Below are 15,944 nucleotides of genomic sequence, written 5' to 3'. Positions count from 1 at the left end.
CACGGAAAAGTAATCTCTGGTTATTAACTACGATAACTACGCCAGTGCCTTAGGCCCTTGGCTTTGCGTCCCTGTCTTTCGACAGTTTGCCCTACTATGAATTTAAGATTTGTTGACCAAAGTTTTAATGATACATAATTCTAAAAATGTTACATTAAATTAGTAACTTTATTTTCTTGTAAAAGTAAATGGATAAAGCCTCTAAACACAGTCCTGGACCGTTATTAGCAGGTCTGAGCACTCATCCATAAACAGTGATATTCAGTTCTTTTACTACCAATAATGACCAATAAGGTGAGCTGTTTTTCTTGGATAATTTGGCCATATCTATACTCGCAAGGTATTGTTAAAGCACAATATGTAGAAATATGTTTGATAAGAAACTATTTTTAATAAATATGTCACTAATTAGCAGGATTAATTATTTTTTCGTCGTATAAAATATGTATAGTAATTTTTGGTATGCTACATTTTTAGAAATAAGTTATATGTTATTCTTCTATAAATGTGCATATGTTACACCAGGCACCACACAAAAAATTCCTGCCCGTTTGCAATGCATCCGGGTAGGAATTTTTGTTTTCACAAATATAACCTCTTTTTTCACCGAAAGATGCCAGTTTTAAAGAACCCGGGCAGCGCCACGGTAAACTAAACCGCGCATACCGTCCACAGTGACGGTTTGGCCGTCCTCCAGAATAGATGTAGCGCCGTCGGCCCCCACCACCACCGGGATACCCAGGTTCAGGCCCACGATCGCGGCGTGAGAGGTCAGACCTCCTACTTCCGTTATTATGGCGGCACATTTTTCGATAGCCGGTACAAATTCCTTTTCCGTGCTGTTAGTAACCATAATGTCACCCGGCTCAATTCGCTGCAGGGCTTCTCTGGCGTTTTTCACTATTTTTACTTTCCCCGTTACGGCCCGGGCGCCGATACCGGCTCCCCTGAGCACCACATCGCCCACGATATGCACCTTGAGCAGGTTGGTTGTCCCCGGAACCCCCACCGGAACACCGGCGGTAATGACTACCAGGTCGCCGCATTTAATCAAATTGGCTGCCAGCGATGTTTGGATAGCCTCGGCGATCATTTCGTCAGTACCTGTCGTTTCCGCGACCAATAATGGATATACGCCCCAGACCAGGTTCAACTTGCGCACCACGCTCATCTTTGGCGTCACAGCAATGATCGGAGCATGGGGCCGGTATTTGGAAACCATCCGGGCTGTGTACCCTGATTTGGTGGAAGTTATGATGGCCGCAGCTCCTAAGTCAAAAGCCGTAGTACAGGTGGCGTGGCTGATGGCATCGGTAACAGTGCGCAGCGGGGACGCTTCCCGTTTTATTGAAAGCTCTTTGTACCGCAGCGCGACTTCTGTACGTTGGGCTATCCTGGCCATTATTTCCACAGCCTCCACCGGGAACTCGCCTGCTGCCGTTTCGCCCGACAGCATGATGGCATCGGTCCCGTCAAAAATGGCGTTGGCGATATCCGTAGCTTCAGCCCTGGTAGGCCGGGGGTTATGCACCATGGATTCAAGCATCTGAGTGGCAGTAATAACCGGTTTGCCGGCCCGGTTACATTTTTCTATAATCATCTTCTGCACCAGGGGGACTTCTTCGGTGGGGATCTCTACCCCCAGATCGCCCCGCGCCACCATTATGCCGTCGGCTACTTTCAGTATTTCGTCTATGTTCTCCATGCCCTGACGGCTTTCAATTTTAGCAATAATGGATATGTCGGCATCCTTCTCTTCCAGGATCCTCCTGATGGCCAGCACGTCACCTGCCGTCCGCACAAAAGATGCAGCGATAAAGTCGAAACCGTGTTCCACGGCAAAGTTGATGTCTTCCACATCTTTTTCCGTAATGGAAGGCAGTTTAACCTTCACCCCCGGGATGTTCACATTTTTCCGGCTGCCAATTTCGCCTCCGTTTACAATCAGGCATTCTACATAATCATCTACTACTTTTTCCACTCGCAATTCCACCAGGCCGTCAGCTATCAGGATCCGGTCGCCGGGTGCCACATCCTTTGTTAAATCAGGATAGCTTAAAGACAGGAGTTCCTCTGTTCCTTCCACTTCTTTAGGGGTTAGTTTTATCTTGCGGCCGTTAACCAGGCGTATCTTTTCTGTCTTCAAAACACCGGTCCGGATCTCAGGCCCCTTGGTATCAAGCATAATCGCAATAACAGTCCCTGTTTTGGCCGCTGCTTCCCTTATGTTTTTTACCCTCGCCAGATGCTCTGCATGGGTACCGTGGGAGAAATTCAGCCGGGCCACATTCATGCCTTTTTCTATCAGTTGGACAAGTTTCTCCACAGATTCACTGGCTGGGCCGATAGTACAAACTATTTTAGTTTTCCTCACCTTACGGATCCTCCTTACCAAAAACATTTATTCTTTAAAATCATGCTTTGAGTTTTTCCACAATTTTACCTGAAAGCATAATTTCCTAAATATTGAAAAGAACGGGGATAAAAACCCATAAGGTTTCATCCCCGCTTTGTTTAAATTGCCAGTATGCCGGCCAGCTCATAAACAGAATGGTCGATAGTCCGTTTTTCGCTTAAAGCACAATCAAAGTCAACGGCCACTAAGTCGTTATGCTGGCGGGCAATCATCTTCCCGCTCTCCCCGGCTTTTATCAAATCAACAGCCAAAGCGCCCATCCGGCTGGCCAGCACCCGGTCAAAGGCCGTAGGCGTACCTCCCCTTTGGAGATGGCCAAGAATGGTCACCTTGGTATCAAACCCCGTTTTTTCTTTGATCTGCTTTCCTATTTCAATACCGCTGGCAGCACCTTCCGCAACTACTATGATGCTGTGCAATTTTCCTCTTTTCTGCCCCCGGTGCAGTTTTTCAATAATCTCATCGATACTGAAAGGGATTTCGGGAATCAAAATTGATTCCGCGCCTCCGGCCAAGCCTGCTTCCAGGGCTATATACCCCGCGTGCCTGCCCATAACCTCGATTACGTAAGTACGCTCATGGGAAGTAGCCGTATCACGAATTTTGTTTATGGCATCCACCACTGTATTCACAGAGGTATCAAAACCGATAGAATAATCACTGCAGGGAATGTCATTATCTATAGTGCCCGGTATGCCGATTACCTTGACGCCATGTTCTTGGCTAAAAATTTGGGCACCGCGGAAAGAACCGTCCCCGCCAATAACTATCAGTCCTTCAATACCCTGTTCCTGCATATTGGCATAAGCACGACGCCTGCCTTCTACAGTACGGAATTCCTCGGAACGGGCAGTCCGCAGAATGGTACCGCCCCGCTGAATAATATCAGCCACGGAACCCAGATTCATATCCACAAACTCACCGTTAATCAAACCGGCGTACCCGCGTTTGATACCAACAACTTCCAGCCCTTCAAAAATACCTTTGCGCACAACTGCCCGGATAGCTGCATTCATGCCCGGCGCATCTCCGCCGCTGGTCAAGACTCCAATTCTCTTCAAGGCCTTTCCTCCTCGGTAAAGTTTACCCGAAGGTATCCTGAATTATTTTATCCAGATATAACTTGACCTATGCTGCGAAACTTTTGATAGCGCTGTTCCAACATGGTTTCCGTTGATATGCCTGCTACTTCTGCAAGGCTTTCGGCAATAGCGTCCTTCAGGGTGACATACATCTTGCCCGGATCCTTATGGGCACCGCCCAAGGGCTCGGCAACAATTTTATCGACAATTCCCATTTCCAGTAAATGCGGCGCAGTAAGTTTCATGACTTCCGCCGCTTCCTGGGCTCTGCCGGCATCCTTCCAAAGGATGGAGGCAAAGGATTCCGGCGAAATAATGGAGAAAATAGCATATTCCAGCATCAGAGTGCGGTCCCCCAGGCCAATGGCCAGGGCTCCGCCACTACCGCCTTCCCCGATTATCGTTACAATAATAGGTACCTTCAGACTAATCATGTGGAACAGGTTTTTGGCAATGGCCTCGGCCTGCCCTCTTTCCTCTGCCCCTGTACCGCAGTATGCGCCGGGAGTATCCACGAAAGTCAGAACCGGCCGGTTAAATTTTTCCGCCTGCTGCATCAACCGCAGAGCCTTGCGGTTTCCTTCCGGGTGGGCATAACCAAAGTTGCGCATAATGTTTTCCTTGGTATCCTTGCCCTTTACATTGCCCAGAACTGTTACGGGCCGGCCGTTAAATTTTCCAATACCGCCCACAATGGCTTTGTCGTCGCCGAAATACCTATCGCCATGCAGCTCGATAAACCCTTCTATCAAATTATTTATGTAATCCAAAGCAGTAGGCCGCTCAACATGCCGGGCTATCTGTACCTTCTGCCAAGCCGTAAGGTTTCCGTAAATGGATTGTTTCAGGGCCTGGGCTTTGTTTTCCAGAGTCCTGATTTCATCGCTTAAATCTATGCCCTTTTCATTGCTGAAGTTTTTGAGCTCTTCTATTTTTGCTTCCAGTTCGACTAGCGGTTTCTCAAACTCCAAAACATTTGCCATGTTTAAGCCCCTCCGCCTTTATGTAACTCTAACAGGCCGGCTAAAGTTTGCTTCATGTTGGACCGGGGTACAACAATATCTACAAACCCGTGCTCCAAAAGAAATTCAGAAGTCTGAAAACCTTCGGGCAGTTTTTTCTTGATAGCCTGCTCGATAACCCGTGGGCCGGCAAAACCAATTAAGGCCCCCGGTTCCCCAATGATAATATCCCCTAAAGAAGCAAAACTGGCTGTAACGCCGCCGGTTGTTGGGTCTGTGAGAACAGTAATATACAGCAGCCCGGCAGCCGCCATCTTGTTTAAAGCAGCACTGGTTTTCGCCATCTGCATAAGGGAAAGTATGCCTTCCTGCATCCGCGCTCCACCGGAAGCGCAGAACATAATAAGGGGAAGTTTTTCCTCAATGGCCTTTTCAATAGCTCTGGTTACTTTTTCTCCTACCACGGAACCCATACTGCCCATAATGAAGTTGGCATCCATTACTCCTATAACGGTCGGATGCCCTTCGATTTTCGCAGTACCAACAACGATAGCTTCATTTAATCCCGTTTTTTCCCGGGCAGCAGTAATCTTTTCAGGGTAACCGGGGAAATTTAAAGGGTTAGCCGGTTGTAAATCTGCTGCAAATTCGACAAAGGTACCTTCATCAACAGTTATAGCCAGGCGTTCCCTGGCCCCCAGGCGAAAATGGTATTTACACTTGGGGCATATCCCGGCCAATTTCCCCAGTTCTTTAGTATAAAGTATTTCATTGCACTGGGGACATTTTTGCCATAAGCCTTCGGGTATATCCTTTTTATCGGTATCGGCATGAACAGTTACATATTTGGGCTTTCGAAATAAATCCTTAAGCATATTGTTTATACACACCTCTGCTTTCCAGAAACGAAACGTCAGGACAAACAGATGTTTATCTGACTGAGGAGTTCAAAATTTCCATTGCTTCTTCCACTTCGGATTCCGGGACCAAAATTTCTACTGCGCCAAATTCCCCTAAATGAGGCACGCCTATCGGACGTAACATGACCAACAACCCTTCAGATGCCAGAACTGTTTTCAGGGATTCGGCAACATTTCGATTTGGCGCAATATAAACAACTGTCCACATCAATCCTCGGCCTCCTTCAAATAATACGGTAAAAGAGTACGATTGCCCCAATACAGTCCTTTCGACTAGTATTATCTAGATTCCTTCCTTTTTAAACAAATATAATTCAATCAAAACAGTGATGTCCAGAGCCAAAACGCCCTGGACATACGAGACAGTTATATACCGGACTCAACCGCACCGTGCTTCGTTAATATCTGGGCCTTTCCCCTTATTTTCATCGCGGAAGTATGCTCGGTGAACTGGGCAATCATTACTTCACCCTTGTCAAGTTTCTCTGTATGATGAAACTTGGTATCATGGCCTCTGGTCAATCCGATAATGGTAACCCCGTTTTCTAATGCCTTCACAACTATATAGTCGCCGGTTATTTCAGCATCGGTCATGCTTTTATCACCTCTCCTAAAATTGCAAGCATATAATACCATAATATTAATTAATTTGCAATAAAGCAGGTCTTTCTTTTCCTTCCGGTAGCTAAACAGGCAGGGCACTGCCGCCGCTATCTTCTTTTTCTTTCACCAATACCGATCCCTCGCCCAGCAGGTCTGTAAGTTCGGCCAATGCTTCCGGCAGGGGGTTTAGCCACCATTCGGTCTTGGTTTTAATCATTTTCCGGGTGTCAGTAAAATATAGCATAACAGGGTGGCTGCCCCGGTAACGGCGCATGACACTCTTCAACCGGTCCATGAGGGCCGCATCGCCGGCAGACGGAATTTTCAGGTATATTTCCGATAAAAGTCCGGTAGCCGGATTCATTATTTGCTCGGCAATAACCTTTACTTCCTCATCTCCCTGGTTAATACGACCGCGAATAAAAAGAATGGCATCAGGATATATCATGGCCCGGAACTGCTGATAGACCTTTGGAAAGACAATCACTTCCACACTGCCTACCAAGTCCTCCAGGTTCATAAATAGCATGGTTTCTCCCCGTCTGGTGGTAATTTTCCGCATACCGGCAATAATACCGCCAATAACAACTTCCTCCTGGTCCTGCATCTCCACTAATTGGGCGGTAGTGGCCGTCGTTTTTTCCGCCAGTTCCCGGCGATACTGTTCCAGTGGGTGGCCGCTTATATACAACCCGAGCATTTCCTTTTCCATGGCCAGTAATTCATGCTGCGGAAAATCCGGTACCGGAGGCAGCGGAACCTCTCCGCCAAAACTGCTGTTGCCTTCATATACATCAAATAAAGATATCTGGCCGGTGGAAAGGTCTTTTTGCCTTTTGGCCGCCCATTCCAGGCATCTGTCCAAACCCTCCAGCAACTGCCGGCGGTTGCCCGTCAGAGAATCAAAAGCGCCTCCTTTGATCAGGCTTTCAATCACCCGCTTGGTAACTACCCGGTGCTCGGCCCGCTCACAGAAATCCAGCAGGGAGGCAAACTTCTTTTTGCTGCGCACAGCTATAATATGCTCAATGGCATGGCGCCCCACATTCTTTACCGCCGCCAACCCAAACCTGATTTTATCTCCTACCACAGTGAAATTTACAAGGGATTCATTGATATCCGGAGGGAGTATATCTATACCCATACGTTTGCATTCCTCGATATAGACGGCCACTTTGTCGCTGCTGCCGGCCACGCTGGTCAGCAGGGCCGCCATGTAAGGCACGGGGTAATTGGCCTTCAGGTAAGCCGTCTGGTAAGACACCAGGGCGTAAGCCGCCGAGTGGCTTTTGTTAAACCCGTAGCCGGCAAAGTATTCCATCAGGTCAAAAATCTGCCCGGCAATAGTTTCTTCAATGTTGTTTTTCCGGGCCCCTTCAATAAACTGGTTCCGGAGCCCGGCAATTACCTCCGGTTTTTTCTTGCCCATGGCCCGCCGCAACAGGTCTGCTTCGCCCAGGGTAAAACCGGCCAAGTCGCTAGCAATCCGCATGACCTGTTCCTGGTAAAGGATAACGCCGTAGGTATCCTTTAAAATTGGCTCCAACGCCGGGTGCAGGTACTTGATTTCACTCTGCCCGTGCTTGCGGCGGATGAAATCTTCCACCATGCCGCTGCCTAACGGGCCCGGGCGGTACAAGGCAACGAGGGCGATAATATCATCCAGAACTTCGGGCTTTAGTTCCTTCAAGATAGCCCGCATGCCCGAACTTTCCAACTGGAAAACACCGATGGCATCTCCCCGGCCCAGCATTTCATATGTGGCCCGGTCGTCAAGGGGAATATTGTCTATATCAATTTCATCACCAGTGGTATGCTTAATGATATTCACTGCATCTCCAATTACCGTCAAGGTACGCAAGCCCAGCAAGTCCATTTTCAGCAGGCCGATTTCCTCGACAGTCTCCTTGGCAAACTGGGTGGTCACCACCCCATCAGAAGACCTATACAAGGGCAGATAACGGGTCAGGGGTTCTCTCCCGATAACGACCCCCGCCGCATGGGTGGAGGCATGTCGCGGCATGCCTTCGATAGCCCGGGCCATGTCTATCAGCTTGCGTACCTTTGGTTCTGTTTCATAAAGCTCCCGCAATTCGGGGCTTGCTTCCAGAGCCTTGTCCAGAGTCATGCCCAGTTCCCCGGGAATCATCTTAGCTACCCGGTCTACCTCTGCATAGGGCATATTCAAGGCCCTGCCCACATCCCTAATGGCCGCCCGCGCTGCCATGGTTCCAAAAGTGATGATCTGGGCTACCCTGTCGGCCCCATAACGTTCTATAACGTAACGGATAACTTCTTCCCGCTTCTCATAACAAAAATCGATATCAATATCCGGCATAGTTACCCGTTCAGGGTTCAGAAACCGCTCAAAAAGAAGGTCGTATTTTAAGGGGTCGATGTTGGTTATCCCCAGAGTATAAGCCACTAAACTCCCTGCGGCGCTTCCCCGCCCCGGTCCCACCAGAATCCCTTTTTCCCGCGCAAAACGCACAAAATCCCAAACGATTAAGAAGTAACCGGGGAAACCCATGTCGTTAATGACCTGTAGCTCATATTCCAGCCGCCTGCGGACTTCTTCCCCGGCGTTGGGATAGCGCTTTTTCAAGCCATCCAGGCATAACTGGCGCAAATAAGACTCAACCGTATGCCCTTCGGGAATCATGTAATCCGGAAGATAGTTTTGGCTAAAATCAAACTCCACATTACACCGTGCCGCTATATTGACAGTATTGGCCAAAGCCTCAGGGTATTCTCCCGCCAGCAGGGCCATTTCCCGGGCATCCTTCAGGTAGAATTCCGAAGTGCCGAATTCCATGCGGTCTGCATCTTCCATGGTCCGCCCTGTACCAATGCAGAGTAAGACATCCTGCACCTCGGCATCGCTTTTCCGCACGTAATGGACGTCATTAGTGACAACCAGGGGAATATTCAGTTCCCGGCCGATTTTGACCAGTTCCATATTGACCATGCGCTGATTTTCTAGGCCATGGTCCTGTAGTTCCAGGAAAAAGTTCCCTTTGCCAAATATATCTTCATATTCCCTGGCCGCGGCCCGGGCCTTGTCAGACTGGCCGTTTACAATAGCCGTGGCAATTTCACCGCCAAGGCAAGCGCTTAAGGCAATCAACCCTTCACTGTGCTTGCGCAGGGCCGCCTTATCGGTGCGCGGTTTATAGTAGAAGCCGCGGGTATAGGCTTCAGAAACGATGTGCAGGAGATTCTTATACCCTGTTTCGTTTTCTGCCAAAAGAACCAGGTGGTAGTTGGCGTCATCCCGTCCCGGCTCCCGGTCGTCCATGGAACGAGGTGCCACGTAAACTTCACAGCCCAGAATAGGCTTGATCCCGGCCTTCTTGCAGGCTTTGTAAAAATCAATAACCCCGAACATAGACCCATGGTCGGTAACAGCCAGGGCCTTCATCCCCTTTTCGGCGGCAGCGGACACCAGGTCCCTGATGCGGGCTGCACCGTCTAAGAGAGAGTATTCTGTATGAACATGGAGGTGGATAAAATCAGCAGCCATGATAACCCCCTGTGTAGAACCTTTGCCTAAGAAATTCGCTTCACTTGGAGTATTTCCTTCATTTTGCCCTGAGATAAGTATAGGCATCAATCAATCTGCAAAATCAGCTTTGCAGGTTAATTGATACCCGCAAAAATTAATGGTTTCGTTCCTCTGTTAATTCACATATCATGTATTGGTATTTACATTATTTATATTGTTTAAGGAGAAGGTTTATGGAGCGCTACGATGTATTATTGATTAATCCTCCTTCGAGGATAAACGAGGCATTCGAACATCTGGGACTGGGTTATCTGGCAGCCTGTCTCAGAGAAAAAGGCATTACAGTTAAAATATTGAATATGCCAACCTGGACAGTACCCCAAGCCTTGCAGCAAGTCAAAAATTTTTCTTCCGAAATACTAGGTATCAGCATACCTTTTCAGGACAGCGCGGACCTGGCTTTCGATTTTATAACCGCCCTGAAAAGCGAAGGGTTAGATACCCATATAACCATTGGTGGTATATATCCCACTTTTTGTTACGAGGAAATAATGCATATGTTTCCCGCTATCGATTCAGTAGTCCTGGGCGAAGGGGAGCATACCTTCGTTGAACTGGCCAAAACAGTACTGCACGGTAGAGACTGGCGAAAAATAAGAGGCATCGCCTATCGGGAAAATGACAAAATTGTTACCAACGAACCCCGACCGCTCATTAAAGACTTGGATTCCTTACCCTTTCCTGCAAGGGATAGTCTTCCGGAAGTATTGAAAAGGCTGGGTTTCGCCACAATGCTCAGTTCTCGCGGCTGTTACGGCCGCTGCAGTTTTTGCAGTGTTATCCCTTTTTACTCGAAATTTGGGCCAAAATACCGGCTTAGAAGCAGCGAAAATGTAATGGAAGAAATAGACGTGCTGTATAACGAATACGGAGTAAGAAATATTGAATTTAATGATGCCAATTTTGTCGGAGGTAAGGGGCATGGTTTTCACAGAGCCAGGGAAATTGCCGAGGAAATTTTGAAAAGAAATTTGGATTTGCGCTTATCTATTCAGTGCAGACCGGATGATGTGGATGAAGAGTTGTTTGCAATTTTAAAGAGAGCAGGATTAAGCAAAGTTTTTCTGGGAGTGGAGTCAGGTTCCCAAACCATGCTCGACCGTTTCAAGAAAGATATTACCGTGGAAGAAAACATAAAAGCTTTGGAAATATTGGGCAGGCTTGATTTCATAGTAATTATGGGATTTATAACCTTTGATGACAGGATAACCATCAGGGAATTTCGAGAAAATATGGCGTTTATCAAAAAGGCAACACGAACGATGCCAATAAGTAAGCTTAAATTTAACCTGGCGTCAAAGCTCATTCCCCTTGCGGGAACAGAAGTAGAACAATACATGAAAAAAACCCAAAAATATAGAGGTAATTCTTTGGGATATGCCTACAACCTGGACGACGTCAGACTACAAATGCTTTATAATGCATTTGACAAATTTGGTAATTTCTCCAGAAATGTCAAGAGAATTTTTAACGTAAAAGTAGGCAATGATCGGGATTGGATGAAAAGATAATTGGATATTGGAAACGGCAGTTTTATCAAACAACAAGAAAATTATTAGTCCACTCCAGAGCCTGAACATACAGTTCAGGCATTTCATTTTCATTCAGGCCAAAATCCTCGGCATACCTGAAAAAGGTGGCCCAATCCGCTTTTTCATAAGCCTTTATCATAGTTAACACATCGTAATAACGGCAGGCTTGGCCCAGCAACGCTGTCTTAACCTGGTCACATATAGGCAGGTCGGCCAGTATGACGGACATAGGCCTGCTGATCAGTACGTCAATCATAGAAAATAGCCCCATCATAAACAAGTCTGATTCACAACCCCGCAGCCCTATTTTGGGGGCAACCAACTCCCCCAACCGGGCCCTGATTACTGAACAGGTCATAATCTCGTCCGGTTTATCCTCTGCCAGATTATGAAGTGCTATCAAAGATACCCATTTTTTTATTTCATTAATACCCAGCATTACCAGGGCATGCCTAGTGGAGGTTATTTTTGTTCTGAAACCGAAAGCGGCGGAATTGATAAACTTCAGTAGTTTATAGGACAGGGATACATCCCTCTTGACAATACTATCCAGGCTCCCGAAGTCCATATCCGGCCTGTTAACCTCCTGCAGGATGCGTAGGTAGTTCAGCTTATAAACGGGCACGTCCCTGCAGGACATAATCACCGGCTTGCTGAAGAAATATCCCTGGAAATAAGAGTAACCCATTTCCAGAGCTTGTTCAAAATCCTCCCGTGTTTCTACCTTTTCGGCCAGGAACTCTATTTTCCCGAAGCCCACTTTCCTTATGATGTTTTTTCTTTGTGCCGGAGTCGTATTCACAAAATCGATTTTAACAATGTCGGCAAACTCCAGTAAAGGTTCGCTGCACCCGTTCACTACAAAATCATCCAGTACTATGGTAAATCCCATTTTTTTGAGTTTGCGGCAGGCCGCAATTATTTCTTCACAGTGTTCCACATCTTCCAGTATTTCCACAGCCACCATATTCGGCGGAAGATTGGTCGGCAGGCCGGTCTTTAACAGATTCTCTGTAAAGTTAATATAGGCCTTTTTTCCACCAGTCAGCGTTTCAAGACCAATGAGCAAAAAGCTGTTAGCAATTACGTCAGACGTGGCCCGGTCCCCATTGGCGCAGATGTATTGATTTTCTGTACTCATCCGGTACAGAAGTTCGTAGCCGCACACTTTCTGCTGTCTGTCAAAAATTGGCTGTCTGGCAACAAATACATCCATCTTATTCCCTCGCAGGGGCCCCTCCCCGAAAAAGAAGAAATATATTCCATATTAAAAAAACCCCTTTGACAGCAAGGGGTTTTCGCATCATGCGGCAACCAGGCTGTCATAAATCAGTGGTCAGTAGCCACATAGTCATCGGCCACTGGTCACTAATTCTTAGACCCACGGCTTTGCGCCCCCGTCTTTCGTACGGGTTTGCCCAATATTATCAGCTCTTTATTGTTTTCGCCAACTCTTGGGAAATTCCTTCCATAGTTTAGTAAATTTTCTTATTGAAACCTTAATTCCTCCCGGAGGTAGCGCAAGAGCATGTCATTATCCTCTGCAGGTATTCTTTCAAAACTTATGCCTGCCTTTACCCCTGTTTCCGTCTTTTTAAACCAAATCACCCGGCCCGTCAATTTAATCACCCGGTCAGTTATGGGGATGTCAATTTCAATAAGGTTATTTCTCCGCACTGCGCAGGCGCTGATACTGCCTTCGCAGGTAATGCAGGCGCCGGCAGGGCTCAAGTTAAGCAGTACAACTTCCATGCCCACCATTGACAAAAGCTTGAACCGGTTACCCTCCTCACCCAAAAACCTACAAATTACTTTTTTATTAATTTTGACCCGGTAGAATCTTCTGTTATCCTGTGTATACTCACCAAAATCCAAAGAAACCTCACCCCAAAGGACCGGTAATCACATAAATAGTTTGCTTCCAACAGGTTTTATCAAATTTTTAACCGTAATTGGTTTTATTCAACAAACAGAGATAATTTCCTGTCATTATTATGTAGAAACATTTCACCCCTATCGAAAAATTGTTTTCCCCCGCGCATTTTAAAATGGATTTTTCTGTGGTAAACTAAAACTGTGACAAAATGGAAACAATGATTTAATCGCCGCCAAAACCGAATTTTTGTCACAACAATTTGTCACAATAAAAGGAGGTATTTTATGAGCAAAGTCACTGTCAAACCTTCAACGGTTCTATTCCCCGTACCAACGGTCATGGTGACCTGCGGAGACAACCCACCAAACATTATTACAATCGCCTGGACAGGTATCATCAACAGCGTACCACCCATGGTCTACATCAGTGTTCAGCCCAGCAGGCACTCCCATCACTTAATTAAACAAACACAGGAATATGTTATCAATATTCCGTCCGCCGACCAGGCAAAACTGGTTGATTACTGCGGAATAACATCAGGAAAAAATGTGGATAAGTTTAAGGAAACAGGGTTAACCCCTGTGCCGGCATCCCGCGTTAAAGCCCCGCTAATAAGAGAATGCCCCGTAAACATTGAATGCGGCGTAAAACAAACCATTAACCTGGGCAGCCATGATGTATTCATTGCAGAGGTATTAGCTGTTCACTTCAATGAGGATGTACTTGATGAACAGGGTAATCCAAACCTGGATAAAATCAAACCCTATGGCTTCTGTCTCCGTGATTACCGGGTTATTTCCGATAAAATCGGCACTTACGGGTATTCCAAAAAATAATTAGTCGCCGGACGGCATAATAAGAAAGTATAGAAAATAACAATAAACAAAAAGGCACTGTAAATCTCAAAAGGGGATACCATGGAACGTTTCAGCGCCAAACTTCTTTTTATTTTCTTTACAGCTTTGGGTTTGATGCTCGGCGGATCGATTATCGGGTCTCTGTCAGCTCTTTTGACAGGCCATGGTCCGCAAAGGGTCATGTTAAAACTGGCCAGAGAAATAAAAATCTGGGCTATAGTTGCCGCCATCGGCGGAACCTTCGATTCCCTGCATATACTGGAATCAGGCATATTGGAGGGAGAAGTGCGGGCTGTTGCCAAACAGTTGTTGTTTATCCTGGGGGCCTTTACGGGGGCCCACCTGGGATATATCATTATTTCCGCACTTGGTAGCCATCAATGAAAACAGCAACAGGCTTGAGATTGGTGGCTCTTTTCTTTTTGGGACTGGTTACAGGAGCCTCAGTTACCAACCTGATCACAGGCCGGCACCTGGAAAAAGCTTACCTGGAAATCCAAAGCCTGCAGGATAAGGTAGCAGACCAGGAGAGACAGATAGAATCCCTTCAGGCGGAACTGGATTTAAGACAGGAGAGCCTGGTTAAAGAAATAAAAATTCATGTTCTCCACGATGAAAAATATATCCGCCTGGAAATTGAAGACTTTGCCAAAGGCATGTTGCAGGAATTAGTCGGAAAAGAAGTTGAAAACATCGACCCTATTCTGGTAAGCAATATTCTAGACAACAGAGTCACGGAAATTGATAAAACCGCTTATACCCTGCGGGTAAAAGCGGTATTGGTTTCAGAACGTATTCTTGTTTACATCGTGCCGGACGATGACATCAAAGCCGGTCAATATCCTTAAACTTTTTCCATCTTACTGTAAACAGATTGCAATTTGCCCTCCATGGTTAACTCCCTGTCCCTTCGGTCATCTATTTTCACCGTTGTAATAACTCGCTGAGCCCCTTTGCCAAAAGGAACTTCATGGACCTGGCGGACAAGCTCCAGAATATCCGTTAGATCCCCTTCCAAAATGGTTCCCATGGGGGTAAGCTGATATTTTACGTTTTCCTTCCTTTTGATTAGTTCCAGGCATCCGGCCACATATTTACTAATGCTCGGCGACCCGGTACCCAAAGGAACCACCGTTAATTCTACTACTGCCATTTTTGTTGCCTCCTTCTCTGAAACATTAATATTTTTATCCGCAAATAATATTTTTTATATCAACTTCAATTATAACTTTAGCAAGGAGTGATGAAATTGCAACTTAAATTTTTAGGACATGCCGCTTTCCTGCTGGAAGCCGGGGAGGTACGGCTGGCTGTTGATCCTTTCATCACCGATAACCCTACTGCTCCGTGTTCCGTCAATGATGTGAATGCCGGCTGGATCCTGATAACCCACGGCCATTTTGACCATTTCGGTGATACTCTGGAGATTGCGGCGAAAAATTCCGCAACTGTTATCTCCGTAGCTGAAATAGCCAAATATTGTGCTGATAAAGGTGTGCAGGCCCATGGCATGCATATTGGGGGCAGCCATGATTTTGGCAAATTCACTGTAAAACTTACCATGGCGCTACACGGCAGCTCCATTGGTTCTTCGCCGGCCCAGTATCTGGGCAATCCTTGCGGTTTCCTGATTACCATCAACGGCAAGACTATTTATCACGCCGGAGATACGGGTTTATTCGGGGATATGGAATTGATCGGTCGGCTGCATGTCATTGATTATGCTTTACTACCTATCGGGGACAATTTTACTATGGGCCCCCGGGATGCCCTGGAGGCTGTGCGCATGCTTAGGCCGAAAAAAGTAATTCCTATGCACTACAACACCTGGGAATTAATTAACCAAAACCCGAAACAATTTCAGGAAACGGTGGAAAGGGAAACCGGCATACCGGTAATTATATTACAACCGGGCGAATCCATCAATATTTAAAAAAAGCGTATATGCTGTTGTACTGCAAAAAAGAAATACCGCTATGGAGGTAAAACAACCGTTGCTCCAAGGTTACGGGCGGAGACAGTGTGAAACTCCGTTCAGTTGAAATCGCTGTTTCCGGCGTCCATGCCGGAAACAGCGATTTCAAGCCCTCACTGTCGTTAACACTGTCTACCCGCCCTCCACCAAGTCGCA

The 15,944-nt window shown here is 46.6% G+C and carries 16 protein-coding genes and 2 riboswitches; of the genes, 5 read left to right on the top strand and 11 right to left on the bottom strand.

The genetic code is table 11. From position 1 onward, the window contains the following. Positions 1 to 19: 19 nt before the first annotated feature. A riboswitch (cyclic di-GMP riboswitch) is annotated at positions 20 to 101 on the bottom strand. 521 nt (positions 102 to 622) lie between these two features. The 7 genes from pyk to Tfer_RS15025 all read right to left on the bottom strand — a co-directional run bounded on the left by pyk (position 623) and on the right by Tfer_RS15025 (position 9,506). Continuing rightward, a complete protein-coding gene (gene pyk / locus Tfer_RS15055) occupies positions 623 to 2,374 on the bottom strand; it encodes a pyruvate kinase (protein WP_052219109.1) in 1,752 nt (583 codons plus the stop codon). A 140-nt stretch (positions 2,375 to 2,514) separates the two neighbouring features. Continuing rightward, entirely contained in the window at positions 2,515 to 3,477 is a 963-nt protein-coding gene (gene pfkA / locus Tfer_RS15050) for a 6-phosphofructokinase (protein ID WP_052219108.1), read from the bottom strand. Positions 3,478 to 3,524: 47 nt separating this feature from the next. Then, positions 3,525 to 4,481, bottom strand: coding sequence for an acetyl-CoA carboxylase carboxyltransferase subunit alpha (locus tag Tfer_RS15045; RefSeq protein ID WP_052219107.1), 957 nt, complete (start codon positions 4,479 to 4,481; stop codon positions 3,525 to 3,527). A 2-nt stretch (positions 4,482 to 4,483) separates the two neighbouring features. After that, positions 4,484 to 5,335, bottom strand: coding sequence for an acetyl-CoA carboxylase, carboxyltransferase subunit beta (gene accD / locus Tfer_RS15040; RefSeq protein WP_013121168.1), 852 nt, complete (start codon positions 5,333 to 5,335; stop codon positions 4,484 to 4,486). A 55-nt stretch (positions 5,336 to 5,390) separates the two neighbouring features. Further along, a complete protein-coding gene (locus Tfer_RS15035) occupies positions 5,391 to 5,588 on the bottom strand; it encodes a putative signal transducing protein (protein WP_013121169.1) in 198 nt (65 codons plus the stop codon). Positions 5,589 to 5,746: 158 nt separating this feature from the next. Next, positions 5,747 to 5,974 (bottom strand): trp RNA-binding attenuation protein MtrB, encoded by a 228-nt coding sequence (gene mtrB / locus Tfer_RS15030; protein ID WP_013121170.1) that lies wholly within the window; start codon positions 5,972 to 5,974, stop codon positions 5,747 to 5,749. A gap of 91 nt (positions 5,975 to 6,065) precedes the next feature. Continuing rightward, on the bottom strand, positions 6,066 to 9,506 hold the full coding sequence (locus Tfer_RS15025; RefSeq protein ID WP_052219106.1) for a DNA polymerase III subunit alpha: 3,441 nt from the start codon (positions 9,504 to 9,506) through the stop codon (positions 6,066 to 6,068). A gap of 215 nt (positions 9,507 to 9,721) precedes the next feature. Here Tfer_RS15025 and Tfer_RS15020 point away from each other — a divergent pair, with 215 nt between their 5' ends. Beyond that, complete coding sequence (locus Tfer_RS15020) at positions 9,722 to 11,059, top strand: B12-binding domain-containing radical SAM protein (RefSeq protein WP_052219105.1); 1,338 nt, start codon at positions 9,722 to 9,724, stop codon at positions 11,057 to 11,059. Between the two features lie 25 nt (positions 11,060 to 11,084). Here the strand turns inward: Tfer_RS15020 and Tfer_RS15015 are convergent, their stop codons facing one another. Together Tfer_RS15015 and Tfer_RS15010 are read right to left on the bottom strand one after the other, a co-directional pair. Beyond that, the gene (locus Tfer_RS15015; RefSeq protein ID WP_052219104.1) at positions 11,085 to 12,296 is read right to left on the bottom strand and encodes an EAL and HDOD domain-containing protein; all 1,212 of its coding nucleotides are present in this window, start codon (positions 12,294 to 12,296) and stop codon (positions 11,085 to 11,087) included. 90 nt (positions 12,297 to 12,386) lie between these two features. After that, positions 12,387 to 12,509: riboswitch (cyclic di-GMP riboswitch) on the bottom strand. Between the two features lie 59 nt (positions 12,510 to 12,568). After that, complete coding sequence (locus Tfer_RS15010) at positions 12,569 to 12,955, bottom strand: PilZ domain-containing protein (protein ID WP_052219103.1); 387 nt, start codon at positions 12,953 to 12,955, stop codon at positions 12,569 to 12,571. A gap of 285 nt (positions 12,956 to 13,240) precedes the next feature. On the opposite strand from Tfer_RS15010, the gene Tfer_RS15005 reads away from it, so the two are divergent. The 3 genes from Tfer_RS15005 to Tfer_RS14995 all read left to right on the top strand — a co-directional run bounded on the left by Tfer_RS15005 (position 13,241) and on the right by Tfer_RS14995 (position 14,661). Next, on the top strand, positions 13,241 to 13,792 hold the full coding sequence (locus tag Tfer_RS15005; protein WP_052219102.1) for a flavin reductase family protein: 552 nt from the start codon (positions 13,241 to 13,243) through the stop codon (positions 13,790 to 13,792). 81 nt (positions 13,793 to 13,873) lie between these two features. Continuing rightward, complete coding sequence (locus Tfer_RS15000; protein ID WP_052219101.1) at positions 13,874 to 14,197, top strand: YtrH family sporulation protein; 324 nt, start codon at positions 13,874 to 13,876, stop codon at positions 14,195 to 14,197. Next, the gene (locus tag Tfer_RS14995) at positions 14,194 to 14,661 is read left to right on the top strand and encodes a sporulation membrane protein YtrI (protein ID WP_052219100.1); all 468 of its coding nucleotides are present in this window, start codon (positions 14,194 to 14,196) and stop codon (positions 14,659 to 14,661) included. Before Tfer_RS15000 ends, Tfer_RS14995 begins: the two co-directional genes overlap by 4 nt. Here the strand turns inward: Tfer_RS14995 and Tfer_RS14990 are convergent. Beyond that, positions 14,658 to 14,966, bottom strand: a complete 309-nt coding sequence (locus tag Tfer_RS14990) for an MTH1187 family thiamine-binding protein (protein WP_013121175.1) — start codon at positions 14,964 to 14,966, stop codon at positions 14,658 to 14,660. The genes Tfer_RS14995 and Tfer_RS14990 overlap by 4 nt on opposite strands. Before the next feature lie 96 nt (positions 14,967 to 15,062). On the opposite strand from Tfer_RS14990, the gene Tfer_RS14985 reads away from it, so the two are divergent. Further along, the gene (locus Tfer_RS14985; RefSeq protein ID WP_052219099.1) at positions 15,063 to 15,746 is read left to right on the top strand and encodes a metal-dependent hydrolase; all 684 of its coding nucleotides are present in this window, start codon (positions 15,063 to 15,065) and stop codon (positions 15,744 to 15,746) included. On the opposite strand, the gene Tfer_RS16840 is transcribed toward Tfer_RS14985, so the two are convergent. Continuing rightward, on the bottom strand, positions 15,736 to 15,944 hold a 209-nt coding region (locus tag Tfer_RS16840), incomplete at its 5' end, for a hypothetical protein (RefSeq protein WP_207642459.1). The genes Tfer_RS14985 and Tfer_RS16840 overlap by 11 nt on opposite strands.

It is taken from the genome of Thermincola ferriacetica, from assembly GCF_001263415.1.
Taxonomy (GTDB): Bacteria; Bacillota; Thermincolia; order Thermincolales; family Thermincolaceae; genus Thermincola; species Thermincola ferriacetica.
This window is presented reverse-complemented; position numbering and strand designations above follow the sequence as displayed.